At 70.3% G+C, this 26635-nt stretch carries 25 protein-coding genes; 18 read left to right on the plus strand and 7 right to left on the minus strand.

Features of this window, described 5'->3' with window-relative positions; genetic code table 11:
• The 5 genes from AAIL17_RS14990 to AAIL17_RS15010 all read right to left on the minus strand — a co-directional run bounded on the left by AAIL17_RS14990 (position 1) and on the right by AAIL17_RS15010 (position 5705).
• A complete protein-coding gene (locus AAIL17_RS14990) occupies positions 1 to 1341 on the minus strand; it encodes a sigma-54-dependent transcriptional regulator (RefSeq protein WP_424683658.1) in 1341 nt (446 codons plus the stop codon).
• Between the two features lie 284 nt (positions 1342 to 1625).
• Complete coding sequence (locus AAIL17_RS14995; protein WP_424683659.1) at positions 1626 to 2663, minus strand: BON domain-containing protein; 1038 nt, start codon at positions 2661 to 2663, stop codon at positions 1626 to 1628.
• 57 nt (positions 2664 to 2720) lie between these two features.
• Entirely contained in the window at positions 2721 to 2993 is a 273-nt protein-coding gene (locus AAIL17_RS15000) for a hypothetical protein (RefSeq protein ID WP_424683660.1), read from the minus strand.
• 201 nt (positions 2994 to 3194) lie between these two features.
• Positions 3195 to 5138 carry a PAS domain S-box protein gene (locus AAIL17_RS15005; protein ID WP_424683661.1) on the minus strand — a complete coding sequence of 648 codons (1944 nt, stop codon included), beginning with the start codon at positions 5136 to 5138 and terminating at the stop codon, positions 3195 to 3197.
• Between the two features lie 141 nt (positions 5139 to 5279).
• Positions 5280 to 5705 carry a response regulator gene (locus AAIL17_RS15010; protein ID WP_424683662.1) on the minus strand — a complete coding sequence of 142 codons (426 nt, stop codon included), beginning with the start codon at positions 5703 to 5705 and terminating at the stop codon, positions 5280 to 5282.
• Between the two features lie 353 nt (positions 5706 to 6058).
• On the opposite strand from AAIL17_RS15010, the gene AAIL17_RS15015 reads away from it, so the two are divergent.
• The 16 genes from AAIL17_RS15015 to AAIL17_RS15090 all read left to right on the plus strand — a co-directional run bounded on the left by AAIL17_RS15015 (position 6059) and on the right by AAIL17_RS15090 (position 23419).
• Positions 6059 to 6775, plus strand: a complete 717-nt coding sequence (locus tag AAIL17_RS15015) for a gluconate 2-dehydrogenase subunit 3 family protein (RefSeq protein ID WP_424683663.1) — start codon at positions 6059 to 6061, stop codon at positions 6773 to 6775.
• Positions 6775 to 8535, plus strand: a complete 1761-nt coding sequence (locus AAIL17_RS15020) for a GMC family oxidoreductase (protein ID WP_424683664.1) — start codon at positions 6775 to 6777, stop codon at positions 8533 to 8535. The genes AAIL17_RS15015 and AAIL17_RS15020 overlap by 1 nt, the downstream gene beginning before the upstream one ends.
• 152 nt (positions 8536 to 8687) lie before the next feature.
• Entirely contained in the window at positions 8688 to 9983 is a 1296-nt protein-coding gene (locus AAIL17_RS15025) for a c-type cytochrome (protein WP_424683665.1), read from the plus strand.
• A gap of 259 nt (positions 9984 to 10242) precedes the next feature.
• Positions 10243 to 10890 (plus strand): cytochrome c3 family protein, encoded by a 648-nt coding sequence (locus AAIL17_RS15030; RefSeq protein WP_424683666.1) that lies wholly within the window; start codon positions 10243 to 10245, stop codon positions 10888 to 10890.
• 22 nt (positions 10891 to 10912) lie between these two features.
• Entirely contained in the window at positions 10913 to 13858 is a 2946-nt protein-coding gene (locus AAIL17_RS15035; protein WP_424683667.1) for a TAT-variant-translocated molybdopterin oxidoreductase, read from the plus strand.
• Positions 13859 to 13964: 106 nt separating this feature from the next.
• Positions 13965 to 15308: an NrfD/PsrC family molybdoenzyme membrane anchor subunit gene (gene nrfD / locus AAIL17_RS15040; RefSeq protein ID WP_424683668.1), complete on the plus strand. Its 1344-nt coding sequence runs from the start codon at positions 13965 to 13967 to the stop codon at positions 15306 to 15308.
• Positions 15305 to 15841, plus strand: a complete 537-nt coding sequence (locus AAIL17_RS15045) for a DUF3341 domain-containing protein (RefSeq protein ID WP_424683669.1) — start codon at positions 15305 to 15307, stop codon at positions 15839 to 15841. Before nrfD ends, AAIL17_RS15045 begins: the two co-directional genes overlap by 4 nt.
• The gene (locus tag AAIL17_RS15050; RefSeq protein WP_424683670.1) at positions 15838 to 16542 is read left to right on the plus strand and encodes a c-type cytochrome; all 705 of its coding nucleotides are present in this window, start codon (positions 15838 to 15840) and stop codon (positions 16540 to 16542) included. The genes AAIL17_RS15045 and AAIL17_RS15050 overlap by 4 nt, the downstream gene beginning before the upstream one ends.
• Positions 16539 to 17618: a hypothetical protein gene (locus tag AAIL17_RS15055; protein ID WP_424683671.1), complete on the plus strand. Its 1080-nt coding sequence runs from the start codon at positions 16539 to 16541 to the stop codon at positions 17616 to 17618. The genes AAIL17_RS15050 and AAIL17_RS15055 overlap by 4 nt, the downstream gene beginning before the upstream one ends.
• Entirely contained in the window at positions 17615 to 17977 is a 363-nt protein-coding gene (locus AAIL17_RS15060; protein WP_424683672.1) for a hypothetical protein, read from the plus strand. The genes AAIL17_RS15055 and AAIL17_RS15060 overlap by 4 nt, the downstream gene beginning before the upstream one ends.
• 101 nt (positions 17978 to 18078) lie before the next feature.
• Entirely contained in the window at positions 18079 to 18846 is a 768-nt protein-coding gene (locus AAIL17_RS15065; RefSeq protein WP_424683673.1) for an SCO family protein, read from the plus strand.
• Entirely contained in the window at positions 18843 to 19775 is a 933-nt protein-coding gene (gene coxB / locus AAIL17_RS15070; RefSeq protein WP_424683674.1) for a cytochrome c oxidase subunit II, read from the plus strand. The genes AAIL17_RS15065 and coxB overlap by 4 nt, the downstream gene beginning before the upstream one ends.
• Positions 19762 to 21363, plus strand: coding sequence for a cytochrome c oxidase subunit I (ctaD, locus tag AAIL17_RS15075; protein WP_424683675.1), 1602 nt, complete (start codon positions 19762 to 19764; stop codon positions 21361 to 21363). The genes coxB and ctaD overlap by 14 nt, the downstream gene beginning before the upstream one ends.
• Positions 21360 to 22007 (plus strand): cytochrome c oxidase subunit 3 family protein, encoded by a 648-nt coding sequence (locus tag AAIL17_RS15080; protein WP_424683676.1) that lies wholly within the window; start codon positions 21360 to 21362, stop codon positions 22005 to 22007. Before ctaD ends, AAIL17_RS15080 begins: the two co-directional genes overlap by 4 nt.
• Positions 22004 to 22336: a cytochrome C oxidase subunit IV family protein gene (locus AAIL17_RS15085; protein ID WP_424683677.1), complete on the plus strand. Its 333-nt coding sequence runs from the start codon at positions 22004 to 22006 to the stop codon at positions 22334 to 22336. Before AAIL17_RS15080 ends, AAIL17_RS15085 begins: the two co-directional genes overlap by 4 nt.
• 84 nt (positions 22337 to 22420) lie before the next feature.
• Complete coding sequence (locus AAIL17_RS15090) at positions 22421 to 23419, plus strand: GGDEF domain-containing protein (RefSeq protein ID WP_424683678.1); 999 nt, start codon at positions 22421 to 22423, stop codon at positions 23417 to 23419.
• Positions 23420 to 23494: 75 nt separating this feature from the next.
• On the opposite strand, the gene AAIL17_RS15095 is transcribed toward AAIL17_RS15090, so the two are convergent.
• Both AAIL17_RS15095 and AAIL17_RS15100 read right to left on the minus strand, forming a co-directional pair.
• Positions 23495 to 24058 (minus strand): cytochrome b, encoded by a 564-nt coding sequence (locus tag AAIL17_RS15095; protein ID WP_424683679.1) that lies wholly within the window; start codon positions 24056 to 24058, stop codon positions 23495 to 23497.
• On the minus strand, positions 24055 to 25116 hold the full coding sequence (locus AAIL17_RS15100; RefSeq protein ID WP_424683680.1) for a catalase family peroxidase: 1062 nt from the start codon (positions 25114 to 25116) through the stop codon (positions 24055 to 24057). The genes AAIL17_RS15095 and AAIL17_RS15100 overlap by 4 nt, the downstream gene beginning before the upstream one ends.
• Positions 25117 to 25244: 128 nt before the next feature.
• Between AAIL17_RS15100 and AAIL17_RS15105 the strand changes: the two genes are divergently transcribed.
• Positions 25245 to 25763 carry an RNA polymerase sigma factor gene (locus AAIL17_RS15105; protein WP_424683681.1) on the plus strand — a complete coding sequence of 173 codons (519 nt, stop codon included), beginning with the start codon at positions 25245 to 25247 and terminating at the stop codon, positions 25761 to 25763.
• Positions 25760 to 26509, plus strand: coding sequence for an anti-sigma factor family protein (locus AAIL17_RS15110; protein ID WP_424683682.1), 750 nt, complete (start codon positions 25760 to 25762; stop codon positions 26507 to 26509). The genes AAIL17_RS15105 and AAIL17_RS15110 overlap by 4 nt, the downstream gene beginning before the upstream one ends.
• Positions 26510 to 26635 lie beyond the last annotated feature (126 nt).

Raw genomic sequence — 26635 nt, forward strand, 5'->3', positions numbered from 1 at the left:
TCATTCGCGGTCTTCGTGCTGGTAACGCGACAGCTTGTTGTAGATCGTCTTGAGGCTGACCCCCAGCGCCTCGGCCGTTCGCGTCTTGTCGTTGTCGAAATGCGCCAGCGTGCGCAGGAGCATCTGCTTTTCCATCTCCTCGATGGTCATGCCCACCCGGAAGGGCATGGTTCCGTGGTCGTGGGCCTGGTGCAGCGGGTATTGCGGAGGCTGCGCGATGCGCATGTCCAGCTCGTCACCGGACATCACCCAGGCGCGCTGCACCGCATGCTTCAGCTCGCGCGCATTGCCCGGCCAGTCGTAGGTGACCAGCCGGCGCATCGCATCGGGAGCGAAGCGCCGGTTGGTGTCGTAGCGCTGGTTGAGCCGGTCCAGGAAATGCTGCGCCAGCAGCGCGATGTCGCTGGTGTGTTCGCGCAACGGCGGCATCGCCAGCGGGAAGTCCATCAGGCGGTAGTACAGGTCTGCGCGCAGCACGCCGTCGCGCACCGCCTGCAGCGGGTCGCGGTTGGTCGCGGCGATCACCCGCACGTCCACCGGCTTGCTGGCGCTGGCGCCCACGCGGGTCACGTCGCGCTCCTCCAGCACCCGCAGCAGGTGGGTCTGCAACTGCAGCGGCATCTCGGTGCATTCGTCCAGGAACAGCGTGCCGCCCTGCGCCTGCTCGAAGAAGCCGGCATGGTCCTTCACCGCGCCGGTGAAGCTGCCGCGCTCGTGGCCGAACAACTGGCTGGTCAGGAGGTCCGGCGCGATCGCGCCGCAGTTGACCGCCACGAAGCGGCCGCTGCGCTTGCTGTACTGGTGCAGCGCGCGTGCGGCCAGCTCCTTGCCGGTGCCGCTCTCGCCATGGATGAGCACGGTGACGTCCAGCGGTGCGACGCGGCAGATCTTCTCGAACAGCCGCTGCATCACCGCGCTGGCGCCGATCAGCTCGCCGCAGCGCTCGGTTTGCTGCGCCGATGCGGGACGCAGCTTGGCTGCAGCCACCGCCTGGTCGAGCAGGCGGTTGAGCCGGGTACCCTCGATCGGCTTGATCAGGTAATCGAGCACGGGCAGTTGCAGCGCACGCACGGCGGTCTCCACCGTCGGATGGCCGGTGACCACCACCACCTGGGCCGTCTGCTGCGCGTCCAGCCGGCCGATCAGTTCCAGACCGTTGCCGTCGGGCAGCGACAGGTCCAGCAGCAACAGATCGAAGCGATCCTCGGCGGTGAGTTTGAGTGCATGCGCAAGGGTCGCGGCGCCGGTCACGTCGCAGTCTTTGTTCTCGGCGAAAGCGGTTACCACGTCTAGGAATTGGAGATCGTCGTCAACGAGCAGGATGGAAGCGGTCTTCGGCACAATTTCACCGGAAGTGGGATCGTCGATCCCAGGCTGTCGGGTGGAAGGATCGGTCGCGCTTGCGCGCCCGCGTATCCACGGCGACAGCGCGCAGGTGCGCAGCGCTTGCCAGGCCGGCGTGGACAAAGCCGACGATGCCGCAAGCGAAGTGCAAGCTGCGTCGAAGAGATGATGCCCGCTTGTAAGAAATGCCTGACACGCGCTCGGCGCACGCCTTGCGCGCGTTCGCCTTTTTGCGGTGCGGCGCCTGCCCGTGTGCCGTGTAGGCAGGCGCGCACAACGCGTCAATGTCGGCTGCGCCCGCCGACGTCGCCGGCGTTCGGCGACGTGGTGCCTGCGGATCCCGTCGTGCTGCCGCCCGCAGGCGAAGACGCGGCGGCGGTACCGGACGAAGCCTGCGCGCCGGGCACTTCGCCACGGCCCACGCGAAGGCGGTTCTGGATGTCCCTCACGCCGCCGAGGTCGTCGATGAGGTCCTCCGCCGCGTGCTTCATCCATCGCGCGGGCACGCTGCCCTCGAGCGTGACGGTGGCCTGGTTCACCTTGACCTCGATGTCGCTGGCGTCGAGATCGGCGTCGGTCAGGCGCTCGCAGGCCAGTTCGCGCAGGCGGTCGTCGCTGCGTTCGTAGCCGCGTGGCTGGGTGCCGCGGAACTGGCCGCGCTGGTCGCCCTCGTCGAACCAGTAGCGCTTGCCCTGCTGGCGGAAGCCGGCGCCGCCGTAGATGTCCGTCCGGGCGTACTGGCTGTCGGTCCCGCCGCGCGCGGGCGTGTCGCGGCGGGCACCGTAGCGCGGGCCGTCGTAGTCGTGCTCCTGCGTCCAGCTGGCGCGCCTGACGTCGCTGCGGGCATCGTCCTGCCGGTTGCCCTGGCCGTAGGCGCGCTCGGCGTCGTAGCCGCTGTTGCTCTGTCCATGCTCGCGGCCGTAGTCCGCCTCGTTCCGCCACGCGCCGGCGCTGCGGCCGTAGCCGTGCGCGCGGTGGCGGTTGTCCTCATTCTGGTAGCCCCCGACGAAGTGGCGTTCGGCGTAGGTGTCCAGGCCGTAGCGTGCGTCGCCGCGGGCGTCGTGCGGGCGCGACCACAGCTCGTCCTCGTCGCGATAGCCGCCGCCGTAGCGGGCGGGCTGTTCGTCCCAGCGCGGCTCGCGTGTGTCCTCGGCGTGGCGGCCCGGGTACGCGGCCTGCCAGGCGCCTGCGGCGTCGTCGTCATCGTTGTGGTAGGTGCGCACCTCGCGCCGCGCCTCGTACGGATCGCGCAGGTTGCGTGCGCGGATGCGGTCGTCGCGGCTGCGGTAGCGGGACTGTTCGTCGTCGTTGCGGCTCATGAAAGCCTCCGGTGCGGAAAAGGCGAAAAATTTGCAGCGGGCATGTCAACTTTTGCGTCAGTTGAGCCAGCAGCGCATGGGACTGCCGGGCTCGCCGATGCGCGGTACCGGGATGCCCGGTTCGTGCGGATCGATCGCCGGCATGTCGGGCTCGCGCGGCCTGGGCGCGCGTACCGGGTCGCCCGGGTCGTAGGGCTGCGGCGGGGTGGGATCGGGCGGCAGCGATTCGGGATCGCCGACCGGCTTGGACGGCACCATGCTGCCGATGGGCGGCAGGCGCGGCACGCGGATCGGCTGGACCAGCGGCGGGCAGGGCAGGAACAGGTGCATGGGATGCCTCGCAAGAGGAGGGACACCCGGTGTCATTCAAGCCACGTGCCAAGCGCGGAGGCGCCGCACCGGCGAGCCCGGCCGTGCGCGAAGCCTGCAGCTTTTGCCGGACCCGGCAGTTTTTACACGCGGTTGGGCGCAGGGCGCCTGCCTGTCTGCTCGCGATCCGCACTTAACGAGGGCGGCGGTGGCCCAGGTCGGCTACGGGGTGCGCGCCTGCTTGAGCGGACTCGGCAGCAGCGCGCGGATACGGTGCACCAGCGCGTCGAATTCGAATGGCTTGGTCAGCAGGTCGGTGTTGGCGTCGAGCGTCCAGTCTTCCGGCATGGTCTCGGCGTAGCCGGTGACGAACAGCACCTTCATGTCCGGCCGGTGGTGCCGTCCCGTGTCGACCATTTGCAGGCCGGTGAGCCCGGGCAGGCCGATGTCCGACACCACCAGGTCGATGTGCTCGGTCGATTCGATGATCGCCAGACCAGCGTGTCCGTCGCGCGCCTCCAGCACGCGGTAGCGCAGTTCGCGCAGCTTGCCGGCGACCACGTCGCGCACCACGTCCTCGTCCTCGACCAGCAGGATGGTTTCGCCGGCGGCAGGCTCCCAGCGCACGCCGGTGTCGCGGCCCTCGAGCGCGCGCACGCTGCGCCGCTCGCCGCTGGGCAGGTAGACCGACACGGTGGTGCCGTGGCCGGGCTCGCTCTCCAGCTCGATGGCGCCGCGCGACTGGGTCACGAAGCCATGGATCATCGACAGCCCCAGGCCGGTGCCGCGGCCCTTGGGCTTGGTAGTGAAGAACGGATCGAAGGCACGCGCGCGCACCTCGGGCGTCATGCCCACGCCGGTGTCGCTGACCTGCAGCAACAGGGTCGGCGCGTCGCGCAGGGCGTGCGGCCGGTGCAGCGGTCCCTCGCCGGGCGGCACCGAGCCGGTGCGGATGGTCAGGCAGCCGCCGTCGGGCATCGCATCGCGCGCGTTGATCGCCAGGTTGAGGACCGCGCTTTCCAGCAGGTTCGGATCGCACAGCACCGGCATCAGCCCCGGTGCCAGGTCGAGCTTCAACGTGATCCGCTCGCCAAGCGTGGCCGGCAGCAGCTCGGCGATCTGCGCGACCAGGTCGTTGAGGCTCACGCTCTTGGGCGCCAGCGGCTGGCGCCGCGCGAAGGCGAGCAGGCGATGGGTCAGCGTGGCGGCGCGCTTGGCCGAATCGATCGCATTGCCGAGGAAGCGGTCGACGTCCTGGCGGCCGGCAGCCAGGCGCATCTCCACCACTTCGAGCGAGCCGATGATGCCCTGCAGGAGGTTGTTGAAATCGTGCGCGATGCCGCCGGTGAGCTGGCCCAGCGCCTCGATCTTCTGCGACTGGAACAGCTGCGCGCGGGTGTCCTCCAGGTGGCGTTCGGCCTCCATGCGTTCGGTGATGTCGCGGGTGATCTTGGCGAAGCCCAGCAATTGGCCGTCGCTGTCGCGGATCGCGTCGATGGCGATTTCGGCCATGAAGCGCGAGCCGTCCTTGCGTACCTGCCAGTCGACCACGTCGTAGCGGCCGGTCTCGCTGGCGACCGTCATCGCGGTCTGCGCTACCTGCGGGTTGACGAAGAAGCGCGCCAGCGGGTGGCCGATGATCTCGGCGGCGGCGTAGCCCTTGATGCGCTCGGCGCCGGCGTTCCAGTCGGTGACGATGCCGTCGGCGTCGAGCATGCAGATGGCGCAGTCGGTGACGCCGTCGACGAACAGGCGGAAGCGCCGCTCCACCTCGCGCAGGCGCTGCTCGGTCATGCGCCGCTCGGTGATGTCGCGCACGACCATGGCGAAGCCGAGCAGGTGTCCCTTCTCGTCGCGCACCGCATCGCACACCACATGCGCCCAGAAGCGGCTGCCGTCGTGGCGCAGCCGTTCGGCTTCCTCCTGGAAGCGGCCATGCGCCGCAGCCATGTGCAGGATCAGCTCGGGACGGCCGCCGGCGCGCTCCTCTTCGGTATGCAGCAGGGCGAAGGCGCGGCCGACGATATCGGCGGCGCGATAGCCGTGGATCTGCTGGGCGCCGGCGTTCCAGCTGCGGATGCGGCCCTGCGGGTCGACCATGAAAATGGCGTAGTCCAGGATGGACTGCACCAGCAACTGGTAGGAGTTGGTCCCGCTCGTATCCACACCACCGTCCTTGCACAGCAAGCACCGCGCCACGGTCGTCCACGACGGTGTCATCGGCATCTCGTCCCCGGGCAGAGGGGTTGCAGCCGCGATGCGACCGCGTTCCGCATGGCCGGCCTCAACCGAACCTACCTCAAGTGGCTAGTGGGATAAACCGGAATAGGGCGGCTTGCCCTGGTCGGCCACGGCGCAGGCGCGTGCATTGCGGGCGCGTGCGTCGGCGATGGCCGCCAGCAGCGCCTTGCGGTCGTAGGGCTTGGGCAGGAAGGTGGCGGTCGGCCCCAGCCGGTCGCTGGAGGCCTCCGGGTCGCCGGAAATGACCACCACGGCGGCGTTGGAGCCGCGCCGGCGCAGTTCCTCGGCCATGCTGATGCCGTCCTGGCCGCCACCGATGTTGACGTCGGTGACGATCACGTCGATGTCCGGCTGCTCGTCCATCAACCGGATGCCCGCCTTGGCATCGCGGGCGGACAACACCTGGTAGCCGGCCGCATCGAGCAGCAGCGCCATGACTTCGCGCGTGTCTGCGTCGTCCTCCACCAGCAACACAAGGTTGTCCTTCGCCATGACACCTCCCACACACGCTTGCGCGGCCAGAACCGTGAATGTTGGCCACACGGAAGTGACGGAAGCGTGCAGGCTAAAGCGTTGCTGCGTCAAGCATTAAGCATGCGATCTTCGGGCCGCGGTTCACCCATGTTCACGCCGATTGAGACGCAGATCGCATTCGCGGGGTGCGTCGCGCCTCTCGCGCGCCCTTGAGCCGCGCGGCGATGGTTTCCCCGTGCGTTGCGGCTCCAAGTCGCTGAGCGCAAACGCAAAATTTTGCGCCGCCGACCACCGCGCCTTCACCCGGTTGACGCCGCGCTTTCACCGTCGCCTGCCTAGGCTGGTTTTTCCAGCGCGAGGGAGTGGCAGACGTGGAGCATGATCCGGCACGCCGGGATTTCCTGAGGCTGGTCGGGGTGGCGGTCCCGGCCAGCATGGTGCTGTGCGCCTGCGGCGGCCACGATGCCGGCGGCCATGCCAGGCAGGCGGCTGCCTATTTCGAGCCGGGGGAGATGGATTTCGTCCGCGCGGCCACGGCGCGGCTGATTCCCGACGATGCGCTCGGCCCCGGTGCCGACAAGGCCGGCGTGCCGGCCTTCATCGACCTGCAGTTGGCCGGCCCCTACGGCCGTGCGGAGCGCTGGTACATGCAGGGGCCGTGGCCCAGGGGGACCAGCAGCCAGGGTTATCAGTTGCGCTACACGCCCGCGCAGATCTACCGCCAGGCGATCGCCGGCATCGACAAGCACTGCCGGGCGCACTACCGGCAGCCCTTCGCCGGGCTCTCCGCCGACCGGCAGGACGAGGTGCTGCATGCGCTGGAGGACGGCAAGGTCGACCTCGGCGACCTGCCCTCGACGACCTTCTTCGACCTGCTCTGGCAGAACACCCAGGAAGGTTTCCTGGCCGACCCCGCCTACGGCGGCAACCGCGATTTCGCCGGCTGGAAGCTGATCGGCTTCCCCGGACCCCGCTACAACTACGTGCGCGAGATCGGCGAATACGGCCAGCCCTACCGGCAGCCGTACGTCAGCCTGATCGGCCGCGTGCCGGGCGAGGCGCTGGCCCACGCCGGCGGTGCCGGCTGATGGCCCGGCGGCTGCCGCCGGTGGACGTGGTGCTGGTCGGCTTCGGCTGGACCGCCTCGATCATCGCGCAGGAACTGACCGACGCGGGCGTGCAGGTGCTGGCGCTGGAGCGCGGCGCCTGGCGCGATACCGTGCCCGACTTCGCCACCGACCACATCCAGGACGAGCTGCGTTACGCGGTGCGCAAGCAGATCTTCGAATCGCCCGAACGCGAGACGCTGACCTTCCGCAACAACGCCAGCCAGACCGCGCTGCCGATGCGCCACCTGGGTTCGTTCCTGCCCGCCGCCGGCGTGGGCGGGGCCGGCGTGCACTGGAACGGGCAGTGCTGGCGCTTCCTGCCGCAGGACTTCGTCATCCGTACGCACACCGAGCAACGCTACGGCAAGGGTTTCATTCCCGACGACATGAACCTGCAGGACTGGGGCGTCACCTACGAGGAACTGGAGCCGCACTACGACCGCTTCGAATACCTCTGCGGCGTCTCCGGCCAGGCCGGCAACGTGGGCGGCCAGCTCGTCGCCGGCGGCAATCCGTTCGAGGGCGCTCGCTCGCGCGGCTACCCGCTGCCGCCGTTGGAACGCAGCGCGTCGACCGTGCTGTTCGACAAGGCCGCGCGCAAGGCCGGCTTCAAGCCGTTCCCGTGTCCGGCTGCGAACGCCTCGCGCCCGTACCGCAACCCGCTCGGCGTGCAGATGGGCCAGTGCACCTACTGCGGCTACTGCGAGTGGTTCGGCTGCGGCAACTACTCCAAGGCCAGCCCGCAGACCACCATCCTCCCGGTGCTCCTGAAGAAGGACAATTTCCGTTTCAGGACGCATTGCGCGGTCACCCGCGTCAACACCGATTCGACCGGCAGGCGCGCCACCGGCGTGACCTACGTCGACGTCGACGGCAACCAGTTCGAGCAGCCGGCGCAGATGGTCGTGCTGTGCGCATTCGCCCAGCACAACGTGCACCTGCTGCTGGTCTCCAGGATCGGCCGGCCGTATGACCCGGTCGCCAACACCGGCGTGGTCGGGCGCAACTACGCTTACCAGATCACCTCCGCGGTCGACGTGTTCCAGAAGGAGCGGCTCAATCCATTCATGGGCGCCGGCGCGCTCGGCCAGGCGATCGACGAGTTCAACGGCGACAACTTCGATCACGGTCCGCACGGCTTCGTCGGCGGTGGCTACATCGCGCTGTGGAACACCGGCGGGCGGCCGATCCTGCAGCACTACCTGCCGGAGCACGCGCCGAAGTGGGGCGCGGGCTGGAAGAAGGCGATGCACGAGCACTACCTCACCGCCTGTTCCATCGCCACCCACGGCAGCGTGATGAGCTATCGCGGCAACTACCTGGACCTCGATCCGACCTGGTGCGACGTCTACGGCAACCCACTGCTGCGGCTGACCTTCGACTTCCAGCCCAACGAGCTGAAGATGTCGGGTTTCCTCACCGACAAGGCCGCGCAGATCGGCCGCGCGATTCCCGGCGCCACCGTGCACGCGAAGAAACGCGCGGCGCCCTACTCGATCATCCCCTACCAGACCACCCACAACACCGGCGGCGCGGCGATGGGCGAGGACCCGAAGACCTCGGTGGTCAACCGCTACCTGCAGAGCTGGGACGTGCCCAACCTGTGGGTGATGGGTTCCAGCGTGTTCCCGCAGAACGCCGGCTACAACCCGACCGGCACGGTCGGCGCGCTGACCTACTGGTCGGCTGCGGCGATGAAGCGCTACCTGAAGAACCCCGGCCCGCTGGTGGCGACATGAGCGGGCGGCGCGCAACGTTTCGGCCAGGCTTTCCCTATCCGCCCTTCGGGCACCTTCCCCCGCACGCGGGGGAAGGATCTTGCGCGAGGTCACGCATACGAGCCTTCCCCCGTTCCACGGGGGAAGGTGCCGACAGGCGGATGGGGGAAGCCTTGCGCCAATGCAGGACGCTCGCGCGATCCATCACCCTGCTGTGCCTGCTCGCCGCTGCCGCCCTCTGCGCCGCCTGCAGCCACGGCCGCGACACCGCGGCACCGTCGGCAATCAAGCTCGGCGAGCGCATGAGCCCCGGCCCTTGGGGCGAGATCTCGCGCGGCCGCTACCTGGTGCGCGCGGGCGATTGCGTCGCCTGCCATACTGCCGACGGTGGCGTGCCGTTCGCCGGCGACCGCGCCATTCCGACCCCGTTCGGCACCCTCTATTCGAGCAACCTCACGCCCGACCCGGATACCGGCATCGGCCGCTGGAGCGACGAGGACTTCTACCGCGCGATGCACGAGGGCATCGACCGCCAGGGCAACCACCTGTACCCGGCCTTCCCCTATCCCTGGTACACGCGCCTGAGCCGCGACGACGTGCTGGCGATCAAGGCCTACCTCGACACGCTCGCGCCCGTGCGCCAGGCGCACCGGGCGAACGAGTTGCCGTGGCCGCTCAACCAGCGCGGCGTGATGGCGGAATGGAACGGCATGTTCTTCGACGCTGGCACCTACCAACCGGACCCGAAGCGCTCGGCGCAGTGGAACCGCGGCGCCTACCTGGTCAAGGGCCTGGGCCACTGCGGCGCCTGCCACAGCGCCAAGAACCTCGCCGGCGCCGTGGACGAGGACGATCCGCTCACCGGCGGCTTCGCCGAAAACGCCTTCGCGCCCAGCCTCGCCGGCGGCGTGCGCGACGGCCTGGGCAGCTGGACCGAGCAGGACATCGTCGAATACCTGGGCACCGGCCGGAACAGCCGCACGTCCGCCGCCGGACCGATGGCGCAGGTGGTGCAGGACTCCACCCAGTACCTGAGCAAACCCGACCTGCAGGCGATCGCGACCTACCTCAAGAGCCTGCCGGCGCCCAAGGACAGGACAGTCGCCAGCATCGACCAGGACATCCTCGATCGCGGCGCCGCGCTCTACGTCGACAACTGCGAAGGTTGCCACCTGAAGCAGGGCCAGGGTGAGATCGGCGCCTTCCCGCCGCTGCGGCAGAGCTCCGCGGTGCAGGCCCAGAGCGCCGACACGCTGATCGGCGTGATTCTCGACGGCGCCCGCATACCCCAGACCACGGCCGAACCGACCGGACTGGCGATGCAAGGCTTTGCCGACCGCCTGGACGACGCGCAGATCGCCGATCTCACCACCTACATCCGCAACGCCTGGGGCAATCACGCCGAGGCGGTGGATGCCGGGCACGTGCAGGACCTGCGCGAAACGCTGCGCAAGTCGCCGGGCGGCTAGGCCGTTGCTCCCTCTCCCCGGCTCCAATCAAAGATGGGGGAGAGGGCCGGGGTGAGGGGGGCCGGGGCTCGCGGGGGAGCTTCCTCTGTGGAGCTTTCCCGCAAGAGTGTCCCCCTCACCTCAATCCTCTCCCCGAGGGGAGAGGAGGCGAAGGTTGGCGCTGCGCGCCCCCGTTATTAGACAAACGCCGCGCACTTCACACGCACCCTGCAATGGTGATCGGCGAACGCTCGCTTGAAGGGATCGCAACGAGAGGGCGATGACCCAGATCTTCCATCCGCGCTTCGGCCTGTTCGCCAAGCTCACCCTGATCGCGCTGCTGGTGGCGGCCAGCGCCGCGGTGCTGGCCTGGCGTGGACTGACCGGCGAACCGCACCGCATCGGCGAAGCGGTGGAGCAGCCGGTGCCCTTCAGCCACAAGCACCACGTCGGCGACGACGGCATCGACTGCCGCTACTGCCACGACACGGTGGAGACCTCCGCCTTCGCCGGCATGCCGCCGATCGCCACCTGCATGACCTGCCACTCGCAGCTCTACACCGACCAGGCGATGCTCGCGCCGGTGGTCGAGAGCTGGCGACGCGGCGTCGCGCTGCACTGGCAGCGCGTGCACCAGTTGCCGGACTTCGTCTACTTCGACCACTCGATCCACGTCGCCAAGGGCGTCGGCTGCGAAAGCTGCCACGGCCGCGTCGACCGCATGCCGCTGACGATGCGCACGCAGCCGCTGTCGATGGAGTGGTGCCTGGACTGCCACCGCGCGCCGCAGAAGTACCTGCGCCCGCGCGGGCAGGAGTTCGCGATGGGCTGGAAGGCGCAGGATCAGGAAAAGCTCGGCCTCGCGCTGGTCAGGCGCTACCACGTCGACATGCGCCGCCTGACGGATTGTTCGGTATGCCATCGCTGAGCCGCCTTGCAGGAGACCTCGCATGACCGGGCCCCGCTCGGCCATGGACGCGCTGCGCGGCCAGCTCGCCGACGCCCGCGGCCCGCGCTACTGGCGCGCGCTGGAGGAACTGATCGAGCAACCGGCCTGGCGCGACCGCCTGCGGGAGGCCTTTCCGCAACTGGCGCGATTGGAACCGACGCTCGACCGCCGCGGCTTCCTCAAGCTGCTCGGCGCCTCGCTCGCGCTGGCCGGCCTGGGCGCCTGCAGCCGCCCGCCGCAGGAAGAAATCGTGCCGTGGGTGCGCCGGCCCGACCAATTGCCGCCGGCGTTGCCGCGCTTCTACGCCAGCACGCTGGCCTGCGCGGGCGACGTCGCCGGCGTGCTGGTGGAAACCCACCAGGGGCGACCGACCAAGATCGAGGGCAATCCGGCGCATCCGATGAGCCTGGGCGCCACCTCGGCGGCGACGCAGGCGGCGGTGCTGGAGCTGTGGGATCCGGACCGCTCGCAGGGGCCGGTGCACGAAGGCGTCGCCTCCACCTGGGACGCCTTCGAGGACGAGGTCCGCACGCTTGCCGCGCGTTTCGCCCGCGACGGCCGCGGGCTGCACGTGCTCAGCGGCCGGCTCGACTCGCCCACGCTGGCGGCGCAACGCGACACCTGGCTCGCGCGCTTTCCCGGTTCCCGCTGGCACGTGTACGAAGCGGTCGACGAGGACAACGCGCTGGCCGGCGCGCAACAGGCCTTCGGCCGTCCGCTGCGCACGCGCCACCATTTCGACCGCGCGCGGGTGATTTTGTCGCTGGAGGCCGACTTCCTCGGCACGATGCCGGGCAGCCTGCGCCACGGCCGCGACTTCATCGCCGGCCGCGATCCGGCGTCGGGCGACTTCAACCGCCTCTATGTGGTCGAGGCCTCGCCCACGCTCACCGGCGCCAAGGCCGACCATCGCTGGCCGCTGGCCAGTGCGCAGGTCGGCCGCTTCGCGCTCGAGCTGGGCGAACGGCTTGGCCTGCCCGGCGTGCGCGCCGCACAGTCCAGCGGTCTCGCACCGCGCCGCCTGCGCGCGCTGGCGCAGGATCTCGATGGCGCGCGCGGCAGCGCGCTGGTGCTGGCCGGTCGCAGCCAGCCGCCGTGGGTGCACGCCCTCGCGCACCTGATGAACGACACGCTGGGCAGCGTCGGCCACACCGTCGAGTACTACGCGCCGGTCGAGCCCTGGATCGCCGCGGCCGAAAGCCTGCGCGAGCTGACCGATGCGATGGCGGCCGGCCGCGTCGACACCCTGCTGATCCTCGACGGCAACCCCGCCTACGCCACGCCGGCCGACGCGCGCTTCGCCACCCATCTGGCGAGGGTGCCGCACCGCATCCACCTGGGCCTGTATCGCGACGAGACTGCGCGCGCCTGCCAGTGGCACCTGCCCTGCGCGCACGCGCTGGAAAGCTGGTCGGACCTGCGCGCGGCCGATGGCACCGCCAGCGTGGTGCAGCCGGTGATAGCACCGCTCTACGACGGGCGCAGCGCGCACGAGCTGCTGGCCCTGTTCCTGGGCGACGGGCGCAACCCGCGCGAGCGTGTGCAGGCGACCTGGCGCGCGCCGGCCGGCGCCGACCCGGACGCGTTCTGGACCGCCAGCCTGCAGGCCGGCGTGATCGCCCGCAGCGCACCGCCCGCGGAACACGTGCAGGTGGATGCCGCGTTCCTCGCGCAGATCCCCGACGCGGCCGATACGCCGGGCCTCGAGCTGCTGTTCGCGCCCGACCCGACCGTGTGGGATGGCCGCTACGCCAACAACGGCTGGCTGCAGGAATGCCCCAAGCCGCTGACCACGCTGACCTGGAGCAATGTCGCGCTGGTCAGTCCGGAGCTCGCGCTGGCGCACGACATCAGCAACGGCGATGCGATCGAGCTGCGCATCGACGGCCGCCACACGCAGGCGCCGGCGTGGATCATGCCGGGGCAGGCCGCGCGCAGCGTTACCGTGCTGCTCGGCTATGGCCGCCGCCACGCCGGGCGCCTGGGCGAACGGCTCGGCTTCGACGCCTACGCCCTGCGCAGCGCGGACGCGCCGTGGCGCACCGATGGCCTGCGCATCAATCGCACCGGCACGCGCTATGCGCTGGCCACCACCCAGCGCCACCATGCGATGGAAGGCCGCGCACCGGTGCGCAGCGCAACGCTCGACGACTTCCGTGCCGATCCCGCCTTCGCGCGCGAACACGCGCAGCCATCGCCCAGCCTTTACCCCGACCGCCCGCATGGCGAGTACGCCTGGGGCATGAGCGTGGACTTGAACGCCTGCATCGGCTGCGGCGCCTGCACGATCGCCTGCCAGGCGGAGAACAACATCCCCGTGGTCGGCGCCGGGGAAGTCGAACGCGGCCGCGAGATGCACTGGATCCGCGTCGACCGCTACTACGAGGGCGACGCGCGCGCCCCGCGCATCCATCACCAGCCGGTGCCGTGCATGCACTGCGAGCACGCGCCGTGCGAGGTGGTCTGCCCGGTCGGCGCCACCGTGCACGATTCGGAAGGCCTCAACGTGCAGGTCTACAACCGCTGCGTGGGCACGCGGTTCTGTTCCAACAACTGCCCGTACAAGGTGCGCCGCTTCAACTTCCTGCAGTACAGCGACCTCACCACCGAAACGCTGAAGGCGCAGCGCAACCCGGATGTCTCGGTGCGCAACCGCGGCGTGATGGAGAAATGCACCTACTGCATCCAGCGCATCGAGACGGCACACATCGCCGCCGACCGGGACGGCCGGCGCATCGCCGACGGCGAGGTGCTGACCGCCTGCCAGGCGGTGTGTCCCACGCAGGCGATCGTGTTCGGCGACCAGCAGGACCCGGCCACCGCGGTGAGCCGGCAGAAGGCCTCGCCGCGCAACTACGCGTTGCTGGAGGAGCTCAACACGCGGCCGCACACGACCTATCTGGCCGCGATCCGGAATCCGCATCCCGCGCTGGAGGACGACGCATGAGCGCGCCTCGCATCTTCCACGCTCGCCTCGACCCCGCTCCCTCTCCCCCATCCTTGATAAGGGACGGGGGAGAGGGAGCCGTATCGGCAAGCGTAGGAGCGCCGGCATGACCATGCCGCTGCTCGCCCCGCACGAAACCCACGCCTCGATCACCGACCGCGTGAGCGACATCGTGCTCGAGCGCCCGACCGGCCGCCTGTGGCTGCTCGCCTTCGCGCTCGCGTTCGTGCTCACCGCCTGGCTCGGCGCCGGCATCGTCTGGCTGCTGGCCCGGGGCGTGGGTATCTGGGGCCTGGACATGCCGGTGGCGTGGGCCTTCGCGATCGCCGACTACGTGTGGTGGATCGCGATCGGCATGGCCGGCACCTTCATCTCCGGCGGGCTGTACCTGGCGCGGCAGGGCTGGCGCAACGCGCTCAACCGCTACGCCGAGGCGATGACCGTGTTCGCCGTGTCGGTCTCGGGCATCTTCCCGATCCTGCACCTGGGCCGGCCGTGGTTCTTCTACTGGCTGGCGCCCTACCCCGACCGCATGGGCGTGTGGCCGCAGTGGAGGAGCTCGCTGTTCTGGGACTTCACCGCGATCGTCGCCTACCTGATCGTCTCGATCCTGTACTTCTACGTCGGCCTGATCCCCGACCTGGCGAGCTTGCGCGACCGCGCACGCACGCGCGGCAAGCAGGTGTTCTACGGCCTGCTGGCGCTCGGCTGGCGCGGCGAGGCGCGGCACTGGCAGCGCTTCGAGACGCTCAACCTGCTGCTGGCCGCGATGGCGGTGCCGCTGGTGTTCTCGGTGCACTCGATGGTGGCGCTGGATTTTTCCGAAGGCCTGCTGCCCGGCTGGCACTCGACCATCTTCCCGCCGTTCTTCGTCGCCGGCGCATTGTTCTCCGGCTTCGGCATGGTGCTGGTGCTGGGCATTCCGCTGCGCCGCTTCTTCGACCTCGGCGATTTCATCACCGCGCGGCACATCGAGAACCTGGCCAAGCTGATGCTGGCGGCCGGCCTGTTCGTCGACTACAGCTACGCCTCGGAACTGTTCAACGCGTTCTACGGCGGCGACCGCTACGAGATCGCGCATGCCATGCAGCAACTGACCGGCGCCTACGCCTGGGTGTACTGGACGGTCATCGGCTGCAACGTGGTGGCGATCCAGGCGCTCTGGTTCCAGCGCGTGCGGCAGAGCCCCGCGGCCTTGTTCGTGATCGCGCTGCTGGTGCTCATCGGCATGTGGTTCGAGCGCTTCGAACTGATCGTCGGCAGCCTGTACCACGACTTCCTGCCCTCCAGCTGGGGCATGTTCTACCCGACCTTCTGGGACATCGCCTTCCTGGCCGGTTCGATCGGGCTGTTCTTCCTGCTGTTCCTGCTGTTCGTGCGGCTGCTGCCGCTGCTGCCGATGTTCGAGCTGCGCAAGCTGCGTGCCCGGCTCGGGCGGGAGGGCGCGTGAGCACGTTGCACGAGCAAGGCTGGCTGGCCCGCTTCGACGATGCCGAGGCGTTGCTGCTGGCGGCGCGCGAACTGCGCGGCCTTGGCTACACGCAGATGGAGGCCTATACGCCGTACGCCGTGGAAGGCCTGGCCGAGGCGCTCGGGCCGGTGCGCAACCGCATTCCCCTGCTGGTGCTGCTGGGCGGCCTGTGCGGCGGCTTCGGCACGCTGTTCCTTGAGTGGTACGCCGCGGTGGTCGACTACCCGATCGACGTCGGCGGACGTCCCGATGCGAGCTGGCCGGCGTTCATCCCGGCCGCGCTGGAGATGACCATCCTGTTCGCCGCGCTGTTCGGCATCGTCGGCATGTTCGTCGCCAACGGCCTGCCGCGGTTGAACCATCCGTTGTTCGACGTGCCGCGCTTCGACGCGGCCAGCCGCGACGGCCTCTTCCTCTGGCTGCGCGCCGACGACCCGCTCTTCGACGCGCAGCGTGCCTACGCGGACCTGGAGCGGCTGGCCCCGCTGGCGATCGACGAGGTGCAGCCATGAGCTGGTGGTGGCAGCGGAGGCCGGACCGGCGCGGCGCGCATGTGACGCGGACGGCAGCGCTCGCGCTCGCCCTGCTCGCCCTGGCCGGCTGTGAGCAGGCCATGCACGACATGTACGCCCAGCCGAAGTACAAGCCGCTCGCGCCGAGCCCGCTGTTCGCCGACGGCAACAGCGCGCGCACGCCGCCGTCGGGCAGCGTGCCGATGGCGCAGGGCGCGGCCGCCGATACGTCCAGCGGCCGACGCGGCCGCATGAGCCTGCCGCCCGATCCTGGCCCGGCGTTGCCGCTGGATGCGCACGGCCGCAGCCTGGCCCGGGGCGACGCCGGCGAGCGCCGCTACGCCAACCCGCTGCCGGTCACCCTGGCGCTGCTCGAGCGCGGGCAGCAACGCTTCGACATCTACTGCGCGCCCTGCCATGGCCTGTCGGGCAACGGCGATGGGATGATCGTGCGCCGCGGCTTCCCCGCGCCGCCGAGCTACCACACCGACCGCCTGCGCAACGCGCCGGACAGCCACTTCTACCAGGTGATCAGCCACGGCTACGGCGTGATGTATCCCTACGCCGACCGCATCGATCCGCACGACCGTTGGGCCATCGTCGCCTACATCCGCGGGCTGCAACTCTCGCAGCACGCCCCGCGCGACCGGCTCACGCCGCAGGACCTGAGCCGGCTGCAGCAGGCGGGGGTGAACCGATGAGCCGGCGCTGGCCGGACGTGTCGCGCGGCGAAGGCATCGCCGCGGCGATCGGCCTGCTCGCCCTGGCCGCCTGCCTGCTGCTGGGCCTGCACGCGCCGCGTGATGCCTTGCTGTCCTACCTGTTTGCCTGGCTGTTCTGGCTGGCGCCGGCGCTGGGCAGCGTGGGCCTGCTGATGGTGCATGCGCTGACCGGCGGCGACTGGGGCCTGGCGCTGCGCCCCGCGCTGCTCGCCGCCAGCCGGCGGCTGCCGCTGATGGCGCTGCTGCTGCTGCCGGTGCTGATCGGCGTGGCGGCGCTGTTCCCTTGGGCCGGAGCGCAGGCGGCCGACCCGTCGCTCGAGGCGCAGCGCTGGTGGCTCGACGTGCCGTTCTTCATCGCGCGCGCGATGGTCGTCTGCGGCGTGTGGCTGTGGCTGGCGCACGCCATGCGCCGTCGGCTGGCGACCCCGGCCGCCGCGCGCTTCGCCGCCGGTGGGCTGGTGCTCTATGCGTTGACCATTTCCATCGCGGCGGTCGACTGGGTGATGTCGCTGGTGCCGCGCTGGCATTCGACGGTGCTCGGCATCCTGCTCGGCACGGCGCAACTGCTCGCCGCAGCCGCACTGGCGGTGTGCGTCAGCGTGGCCGGCCGCGACAAGGTATCCGGGGGGTGGACGTCCAGACTGCTGAACGACCTGGGCAGCCTGCTGATGGTTCTGGTGCTGGCCTGGGGCTACCTGGCCTTCATGGACTACCTGACCGCATGGATCGCCGACCTGCCGGCCGAGACGGTCTGGTACCTGCCGCGGATGAAGACGGGATGGCGCTGGCTGGGTGCGTTTCTGGCGCTGTTCCACCTGGCGCTGCCGTTCGCCGTGTTGCTGTCGCGGCAGGCCAAGCAGCGGGTGGCGTGGCTGGCCGGCGTGGCGCTGTGGCTGTTCGTCGCGCAGGTCGGCTACGTGGCCTGGCTGGTGTTGCCTGGGTTGCGCGGGCATGCGCTGGCGTGGAGCGATCCGCTCGCCTGGATCGGCATCGGCGGCCTGTGGTGGCTGGGTTACGGCGCGCAACGCCGTGCCGCGCTGGAGGCATCGACATGAGCCGGCAGCCCGACTCGCACGAGTCCTATGCGGTGGCGGCCGGCCTGCTGCACTGGGCCGCGGCGATCCTGGCGCTCAGCCTGCTGGCGATCGTGCTGCTGGTGTATGCCTGGGCGCGCCCGGTGCTCACGGCCGGTACGCCGCCGGCGCGCCCGATCCCGCCGCCGCCCCGCCTGCAGACCGATCCGGCGGCGGACATCGCCGCCGAGCGTGCGCTGCAGCGCGCCCGGCTGGACCGGTATGCGTGGCTGGACGGCGCGCATACGGTGGCGCGGATACCGATCGGGCGGGCGATGGCGTTGCTGGCCTCCGGACAGGCGGCGCCGGCGTCCGCATCGTCCGCGGAGCCTTCGCCATGAGGGGCCGGGCCTTCCAAGCCAGGCCGGCACCTTGCGCGCGAGCGCGCGGCCTGGTCTTGCCTCGCGGTCGCGCGTACGCAGGGGGCGCACTGCTGCGCACGGTGTTGCTGTTCGTCCTGTGGGTGCCGTGTTGGGCCGCGCAGGCGCCTCCGCCTCCCGCCGATCTCACCCAGCGCGCCGGCTTCGACCAGCGCCTGGGCGCGCAGGTCCCGCTGGACGCGCGCTTCGCCGACGCCGACGGCAGGCCAGTCGCGCTGCGCACGCTCGTCCACGGCAAGCCGCTGCTGCTCGCGCTCGGCTACTACCGCTGCCCGAACCTGTGCGACGTGGTGCTGAACGGCATGGCGCACACGCTGGCCCGGCTGGACCTAGAGCCCGGCCGCGACTTCGAGGTGGCCTTCGTCAGCATCGACCCGCGCGAGACACCCGCCGATGCCAGCCACGCGCGCACGATGCTCGCGCGCATGCATCCGGATGCCCGGGTGCCACGCTGGCATTTCCTCACCGGCGACCGGGCCTCGATCGGGGCGCTCGCCCAGGCGGTCGGCTTCCGCTACTTCTACGACGCGCGCCTGCAGCAGTACGCGCATGCCGCCGGGCTGGTGGCGATCACTCCGGACGGCAAGGTGGCGCAGTACTTCTTCGGCGTGTCCTGGCCGCCGGCCTCGCTGCGGCTGGCGCTGGTGGACGCCTCGCGTGGCCGGCTGGGCAACCTGGTCGACCGCCTGGTGCTGCTGTGCTGCGGCTACGACCCCACTACCGGCCGCTACAGCCTGGCGATCGGCCGCAGCATGCAGGCGCTCGGCGTGGCCTTCGTGCTGGCGCTCGCGCTCTGGATGCTGTGGCTGCGGCGGAGGGCGCGCGCATGATGCTGCCGCAGGCCTCGTCGGTCGCGCCGGCGGTCGACCACCTGTTCGACACGCTGCTGGCGCTGTGCACGCTGGTGGTGGTCGGGGTGTTCACGGTGATGGTGGTGTTCTGCGTGAAGTACCGCCGCGGCACTGCCGCCGAACGCACGCCGGCGCGTTCGCACCTGGGCGTGGAATTGGCGTGGACGCTGGTGCCCTTCGTGCTGTTCATGGGCATCTTCGGCTGGAGCGTGCACCTGTGGATCCGGCTGCGTACGCCGCCGAAGGATGCACAACCGGTCTACGTGGTCGCCAAGCAGTGGATGTGGAAGGTGCAGCATCCCGATGGTGCGCGCGAGATCGACACGCTGCACGTGCCGGTGGGCCAGCCGATCCGGCTGGTGATGACCTCGCAGGACGTGATCCACAGCTTCTACGTGCCAGCCTTCCGGGTGAAGCAGGACGTGCTGCCGGACCGCTACACGCAGCTCTGGTTCACCGCCACGCAGGCGGGCACCTACCACCTGTTCTGCGCCGAGTTCTGCGGCACCGACCATTCGCGCATGCGTGGCTCGGTCGTCGCCATGCCGCCGGCCGACTACGCGCGCTGGCTGCAGGCGCACGCCGGCGTCGGCCTGGCCGCGCAGGGCCGGGCGCTGTTCCGGCAACTGGGCTGCAGCGGCTGCCACGATCCGCAGTCAGGCGTGCACGCGCCGGATCTGGAACACCTCTATGGCAGTACCGTGCCGCTGTCCGACGGTTCGCAGGTGCGGGCCGACGAGCGCTACCTGCACGACTCGATCCTGCTGCCGAAAGCCCAGATCGCCGCCGGCTACGCGCCGATCATGCCCAGCTACGAGGGGCGCATCGGCGAGGAGGACGTGCTGGCCCTGGTGGCCTACCTGAAGACCCGCGGCACGCAGACGGAGAACGCCGATGAGCACCGTTGAGCGCCTGCCGGCGCCGCGCAGCTACCTGGAGGAAGGCTACGGCCTGCGCTCGTGGCTGACCACGCACGACCACAAGCGCATCGCCATCCTGTACGGCATCGGCATCACCTTCTTCTTCTTCCTGGGCGGGCTGGCCGCCGCGCTGATCCGCTGGGAGCTGGTCACCCCCGCCGGCGACCTGGTCAGCGCGGAGACCTACAACAAGGCGTTCACCTTCCACGGCGTGGTGATGGTGTGGTTCTTCCTGATCCCTTCGATTCCCGCCACGCTGGGCAACTTCCTGCTGCCGCTGATGATCGGCGCGCGCGACGTGGCGTTTCCGCGGCTCAACCTGTTCAGCTGGTACCTGTACGTGCTCGGCGGCATCTTCACCCTCGCCTGCCTGCTGCTGGGCGGTGTGGACACCGGCTGGACCTTCTACACGCCGTTCTCGACGATGTTCTCCAACTCGCACGTGCTGATGGCCGTGGTCGGCGTGTTCATCGTCGGCTTCTCCTCGATCTTCACCGGCCTCAACTTCATCGTCACCGTGCACACCATGCGCGCGCCGGGCATGACCTGGATGCGCCTGCCGCTGTTCGTGTGGTCGATGTACGCGGTGGCGCTGGTGATGATGCTGGCCACGCCGGTGCTGGCGATGACGCTCTCGCTGATCGCGCTGGAGCGGCTGTTCGGCGTGGGCATCTTCGACCCCGCGCTGGGCGGCGACCCGGTGCTGTTCCAGCACTTCTTCTGGTTCTACTCGCACCCGGCCGTGTACATCATGATCCTGCCGGCGATGGGCGTGGTCAGCGAGCTGATCACCGCCGGCGCGCGGCGGCGCATCTTCGGCTACAAGTTCATGGTGTGGGCGATCATCGGCATCGCCGTGGTCGGCTTCCTGGTGTGGGGCCACCACATGTTCGTGGCGGGGCAGTCGATGTACGCGAGCATCGTGTTCTCGATCCTGTCCTTCATCATCGCGGTGCCTTCGGCGATCAAGGTCTTCAACTGGACCGCCACGCTGTATAAGGGCGAGATCGGCTTCGACGCGCCGATGCTCTACGCGCTGGGCTTCGTCGGCCTGTTCATGCTGGGCGGGCTGACCGGGCTGTTCCTGGCTGCCACCGCGCTGGACGTGAACCTCACCGACACCTACTTCGTGGTGGCGCACTTCCACTACATCATGGTCGGCGGCGCGGTGATGGCGTACCTGGGCGGCATCCACTTCTGGTGGCCGAAGATCACCGGACGGCTGTACTCGGAGGCCTGGGCGCGCTTCGCCGCGATCCTGATGTTCTTCGGCTTCAACCTGACCTTCTTCCCGCAGTACATCCTGGGCTGGGAAGGCATGCCGCGGCGTTACCACGAGTACCTGCCGCAGTACCAGGTGTGGAACGTGCTGTCCTCGGCCGGCGCGACCATCCTGGGCGTGGCCTACCTGCTGCCGCTGTTCTACCTGGGCTGGTCGCTGCGCTATGGCGCGCGCGCCGGCGCCAACCCGTGGGACGCGAAGGGACTGGAATGGCAGGTTCCCTCGCCGCCGCCGCTGCACAACTTCGAGCAGACGCCGGAAGTGCACGAAGGCCCCTACGCCTACCGCCGATGAACGCCCGCCTGCATCCCGTGCCCGAGCAGTTCGACGATCCCGTGCAGCAGCGCGAGGCCGCGACGCTGGGCATGTGGGCGTTCCTGGCCACCGAGGTCCTGTTCTTCGGCGTGCTGTTCGCCGGCTACACGCTGTGCCGCGTGCGTTTCCCCGACGCCTTCGCCGAGGCCAGCCGGCACACCGACATGCTGCTGGGCACGATCGAGACCGCGGTGCTGCTGACCAGCAGTTGCGCTGTGGCGCTGTCGGTGCGCGAGGTGCAACTGGGCGGCCGGCGGCTGGCCAGCGCGCTGCTGGTGCTCACTGCCGCGCTCGGCGCCGGCTTCCTGGTGATGCACGGCTTCGAGTACGCCGCCGAATACCGGGAAGGCCTGATCCCGGGCGTCCGCTACACCCAGCAGGGCGTGTACGCGCACGGCATGGCGATCTTCTACTGCCTGTACTACTTCATCACCGGCTTCCACAGCCTGCACGTGACCATCGGCGTCGTGCTGCTGCTGGTGATGGCCTGGCGCACCTGGCGCCGTGCCTACGACGCCGACTACCACACGCCGCTGGAACTGACCGCGCTGTACTGGCACCTGGTCGACATCGTGTGGATCTTCGTCTATCCGTTGATCTACCTGGTCGGGAGAGCCGGATGAACGCGCGCGCCGCCCGTCCCCGGCGCAGCCACCGCAGCGGCCCGCGGCCGCCGTCGCTGGGCAGCAACCTGTGGACGCTGGTGGCGTTGCTGGCGCTGCTGGCCTTGAGTGCCGGCAGCGCGCTGCTCAGACTCGGCGCGTTCAACGAGGTGGCCAACCTCGGCATCGCGATCGTCAAGGCGCTGCTGGTGCTGACGATCTTCATGCGCCTGAAAACCGACAACGCGCTGCTGCGGATCGTCGCCGGCGCGGGCTTCGCCTGGCTGGCGGTGCTGATCGCGCTGTCGCTGGCCGACGCGCTGACGCGGGTGCCGCTGCTGCCGCCCTAGTGAGGGAAAAACGGCGGCATGAAACCTGCTTCCATCGGCGCAGGGGCGATTCATCGGCATGCTGGCACCATCGAGGCAGGCGTCATGAAGCCCGTCATCGTTCCGGTCACCGCCGTCGTTGCATCCATGAGCTCGCCGCCCGAAACCCTGCCGCTGCCCGCCTTCGACGGTTTCCGCGAGGCCGCCGATGCCTGCCTGTCCATGCTGCGCGCGCGCACCGGCGTCGCCGCCTGGTACTTCACCCGCGTCGAAGGCGGGGACTGGCTGGTGCTGGCCGCCGCCGACGCGTGCTACGGCGTGCGCAGCGGCGACGCGCTCAAGTGGGCCGATTCGATCTGCTCGCGCATGGTGCGCGGCGGCCCGTGCGTGGTGGCGGACGTCAGCGCGCACGCGGCCTACGCTGCCGCGCCGATCGCCCGGCACGGCATCGGCGCCTACCTCGGCGTGCCGGTGCAGCTCGACCACGGTGCCATCGGCACGTTGTGCGGCATCGACCCGCGGCCGGTGCCGATGGACCTGGAACGCTGGCTGCCGATCGTGCAGTTGTGCGCGCAGATGCTGGCCACGCTGTGGTGCCACGACGTGGATCTCAAGGAAGCCCAGCGCCGTGCAGAGCGCGCCGAGCTGGAGGCGACCACCGATGCGATGACCGGCGTCTTCAACCGCCGCGGCTGGCGCGAGCTGCTGACGCTGGAGGAGCAGCGCTGCCGCGACGAGCACACCACCGCCGGCGTGGTGGTGGTCGACCTGGACCGGCTCAAGCAGACCAACGACAGCCAGGGCCACAGCGCCGGCGACGCGCTGATCCAGCGCGCGGCGAAGGAGATCGCCGCCACGGTGCGCGCCTCGGACGTGGTCGCGCGGCTGGGCGGCGACGAGTTCGTGGTACTGATCCTCGACGTCGGCCCTACCGAGCTGGCCCGCCAGGCCGCGCGCATCGAGCAGGCGCTGCGCGGCGCCGGCGTGGCGGCCACCCTGGGCTACAGCTGGCGAGGTCCCGACCGCGACCTCGGCGAGGCCTACCGCGAGGCCGACCTGCTGATGCTCGATGCCAAGCGTGGCCGGCACCGCGGCATGCCATAGTTCCGGCATGCTTTGGTAGGGTGGGCTTCAGCCCACCGCTCCGATCTGCAAGGTGGGCTGAAGCCGCGCGAAACGTCAGCTTCCCGCTGCGGGGTGCGTCTTTCGCCGGCGGATCGGCGCCATCGCCGCCAGCACCCCATCCCGGCGGATCAACCCGTGGTACAGCGCCGCGCTCATGTGCACCACGAAAGTGAGGAACAGCAGCCAGGCCAGGTAGCGGTGCGTCTCGCGCAGCCAGGCGAACAGCACGGCGTTCTCCGGTGCGATCGCCGGCAGCCGCAGCGATTCGCCGAGCATCACCGGATAGCCGCCGGCCGAGAGCATCGCCCAGCCGAGCAACGGCAGCGCCAGCATCAACGCGTACAGCAGCACGTGCGAGGCCAGCGCCGCCAGCCGCTGCCACGCCGGCAGGTCGGCCGGCAGCGGCGGCGGGCGATGGCGCATGCGCACCGCCAGCCGCACGATCGCCAGCAGCAGGATCGCGATGCCCAGCGGCTTGTGGATCGCCAGCAGCCAGGCGTGCTTCGCCGAGACGGTGGCGACCATGCCGGCGCCGACGAACAGCATCGCCACGACCATCGCGGCCATCGTCCAGTGCAGCAGCCGCGCGAGCGGGTGGAAGGTGATGGGCGTGGTCATCGCGCGGTCTCCGTGGCGGCACGCGCGGTGCCGGGCAGGTGCGCTTCCTCGGCGGTGCGGCGCAGGTAGGAATCGGCGTAGGCGGCCGAGCGCGTCGCCAGCAGCGGATCGGCCGAAGGCTCGATGCCGGCCGGCAGCACGGTCGGGTCGTAGTTGACGTCGCGGCAGGGGCCGCTGTCCTGCGGCTGCATGCGGTCGATCACCAGCGTGCCGGCATCGATGCTCTTGCGGTCGGCCGGCCAGGCGCGCGCCGCGTCGTCGATCGGGTCGCCGGGCGCAGCAAAGGTGATGCGCAGGGTCCAGCGTTGCGGTCCCTGCGCCAGGCGCTGTTGCAGGTCGCGATCAAGATAGTCCGGATCGCCGGCGGGGCCCGGGCGGGCATCGCTGGCCTGCGGCAGCATCGCCCAGCGCACCGCGTGGCGTCCGCCCTGCGCGTCGACCAGGTAGAACGCGTTGATGCTGTCGTAGCGCTCGGTGGCGTAGCTCGCCGACGGCTTGGCCTGCTTGGCCCAGGCGCGGAACGCCGCGGCCTCCGGATGTGCCGCGAAGAACGCGGCGAGCCTGGCCGGGTCCGGCTTGCCGGTGGCCGGGTCGGGCCGGCCGGCCAGCGCCTGTTCGTAGAACGCCTGCGGCGTGGATACCGGGAACACCGGCATGGCGTTCATGCCGGTGCGCCACTGCTCGCCGTCGGGCAGGTTCAAGCGCAGCGCCATGCTGCGGATCGGCACGCTGCCGTCCGGCGCGTAGGGATTGCCGCCGGGAATCGCGAAGCGGCCGATGACCGGCGTGCGGACGCGATCGAACACGGCGGCGGTCGAATACGCGCGTGCCGCACCGTTGCCCTCGAACCAGCCGGCCACGCACACGCCCTTGGCGTGGTTGCGCCGGTAGCCCGGATGCAGGCCGCCGTTGTTCTGCAGCGTGTCGACCAGCCGTTGCGGGGTCAGCCGCCGCGGCGCCAGCCAGCCGCCGACGTAGCCGAAGGCGGCCACGGTGGCGAGCGCCAGGCCGCCGATCAGTGCCCAGCGCGCGGCCGGGCCGGAAAACACGTTTCGCATGGAATCCTCCGGCCCTCGGCCGTGTGATGACGACCGATGGACGCGCGGGCCGGCGGTTTATTCCCTCGCGGTGGAATAATCGGCGCGCTGGCGCGTCCTTCTGCCAGATCCCACGCCGGAGCCCGGCCATGCCCGCCCACCCGCTCGACGACGCCCTGCGCGACCTGCTGCCGCGGCTGCGGCGCTTCGCGCTGTGGCTCACGCGCGACCTCTCCAGCGCCGACGACCTGGTGCAGGCGACGCTGGAGCGTGCGCTGTCGCGCTGGTCGAGCCGGCGCGAGGAGGCTTCGCTGCGCAGTTGGCTGTTCGCGATCCTGTACCGGCAGTTTCTCGACGGACGTCGGCGCGCGCAACGCCATGCCTGGCTGCTCGGCCGCCTGCGCACGGAGGAGGATGAGCCGCAAGCCCCTTCGGCCGAGCGCGAGGCGGTGGCGCAGGCGATGCTGCAGGCGTTCGGACGGCTGAATCCCGAGCAGCGCAGCCTGCTGCTGTGGGTCACCGTGGAAGGCCTGAGCTACCAGGAAGTCGCGCAGATCCTCGACGTGCCGATCGGCACCGTGATGTCGCGCCTGTCGCGCGCACGCGCGGCCCTGCGCCGGCTCGGCGAGGGCGAAACCACCCATCCCTCCCTGCGGGTGCTCAAATGAACGAACCCAGCGAACACGACATCCACACCTACGTCGACGGCCGCCTCGAAGGCGAGCAGCGCGCGGCGGTGGAGCTTTACCTGGCCCGGCACCCCGAGCGCGCCGCCGAAGTGCAGGCCTGGCAGCGCGATGCGCAGCACCTGCGCGCCGCGCTGGGGATGCCCGGCCTGCCCGCCAACCCGGCGCTGGATCCCGTGGCGATCCGCACGCGCCGGCGGCGACGCGCGATGACGCGCCTCGCGCTGGCCGCCTCGCTGGTGCTGTGCCTGGGGCTGGGCAGCTGGGGCGGCTGGCAGGCACGCGGCTGGCAGGTCGCGCGCGCGATGCCGCCGATGGGCGACGCGCTGGCGGCGTACCGACTGCTGGCGCAGGAACCTGGCGCGCGGCCTGACCTGGTGCCGCAGCATCCGGGCGACCTGCAGGCCTGGCTGGACCATCACTTCGCGCGCCGCGTGCCGCTGCCGGACCTGCATGGCGCCGGCTTCCGGCCGGTCGGCGGCCGCCTGTTCGCCACCGAGCAGGGGCCGGCGGCGATGGTGCTGTACCAGGATGCCGCCGGCCACGCGATCAGCTTCTACGTGCGCCCGCCCGGCCCGCGGCGCTACCTGTTGCCGCGCGGCCAGCGCGTCGACGGCGGCCTGCTGGCGCAGTACGGCTCGGGCAACGGCTACAACTACGCGATGGTCAGCCGCGCTGCCGGCGACGATGCGCAGATAGCCGCGCGCGCGTTGCAGCCGCTGATCTGAGCGGCACGCATGACGTCGTAGGGTGGGCTTCAGCCCACCGCTTCGATCCGACAACGGTGGGCTGAAGCCCACCCTACGGCGCGGCGGCGGGTGCTCCAGCTTCCCGTCGCACCCGCGCCTTTCTCT

This window comes from Frateuria sp. YIM B11624 (assembly GCF_049727805.1).
Classification (GTDB): domain Bacteria; phylum Pseudomonadota; class Gammaproteobacteria; order Xanthomonadales; family Rhodanobacteraceae; genus Frateuria_A.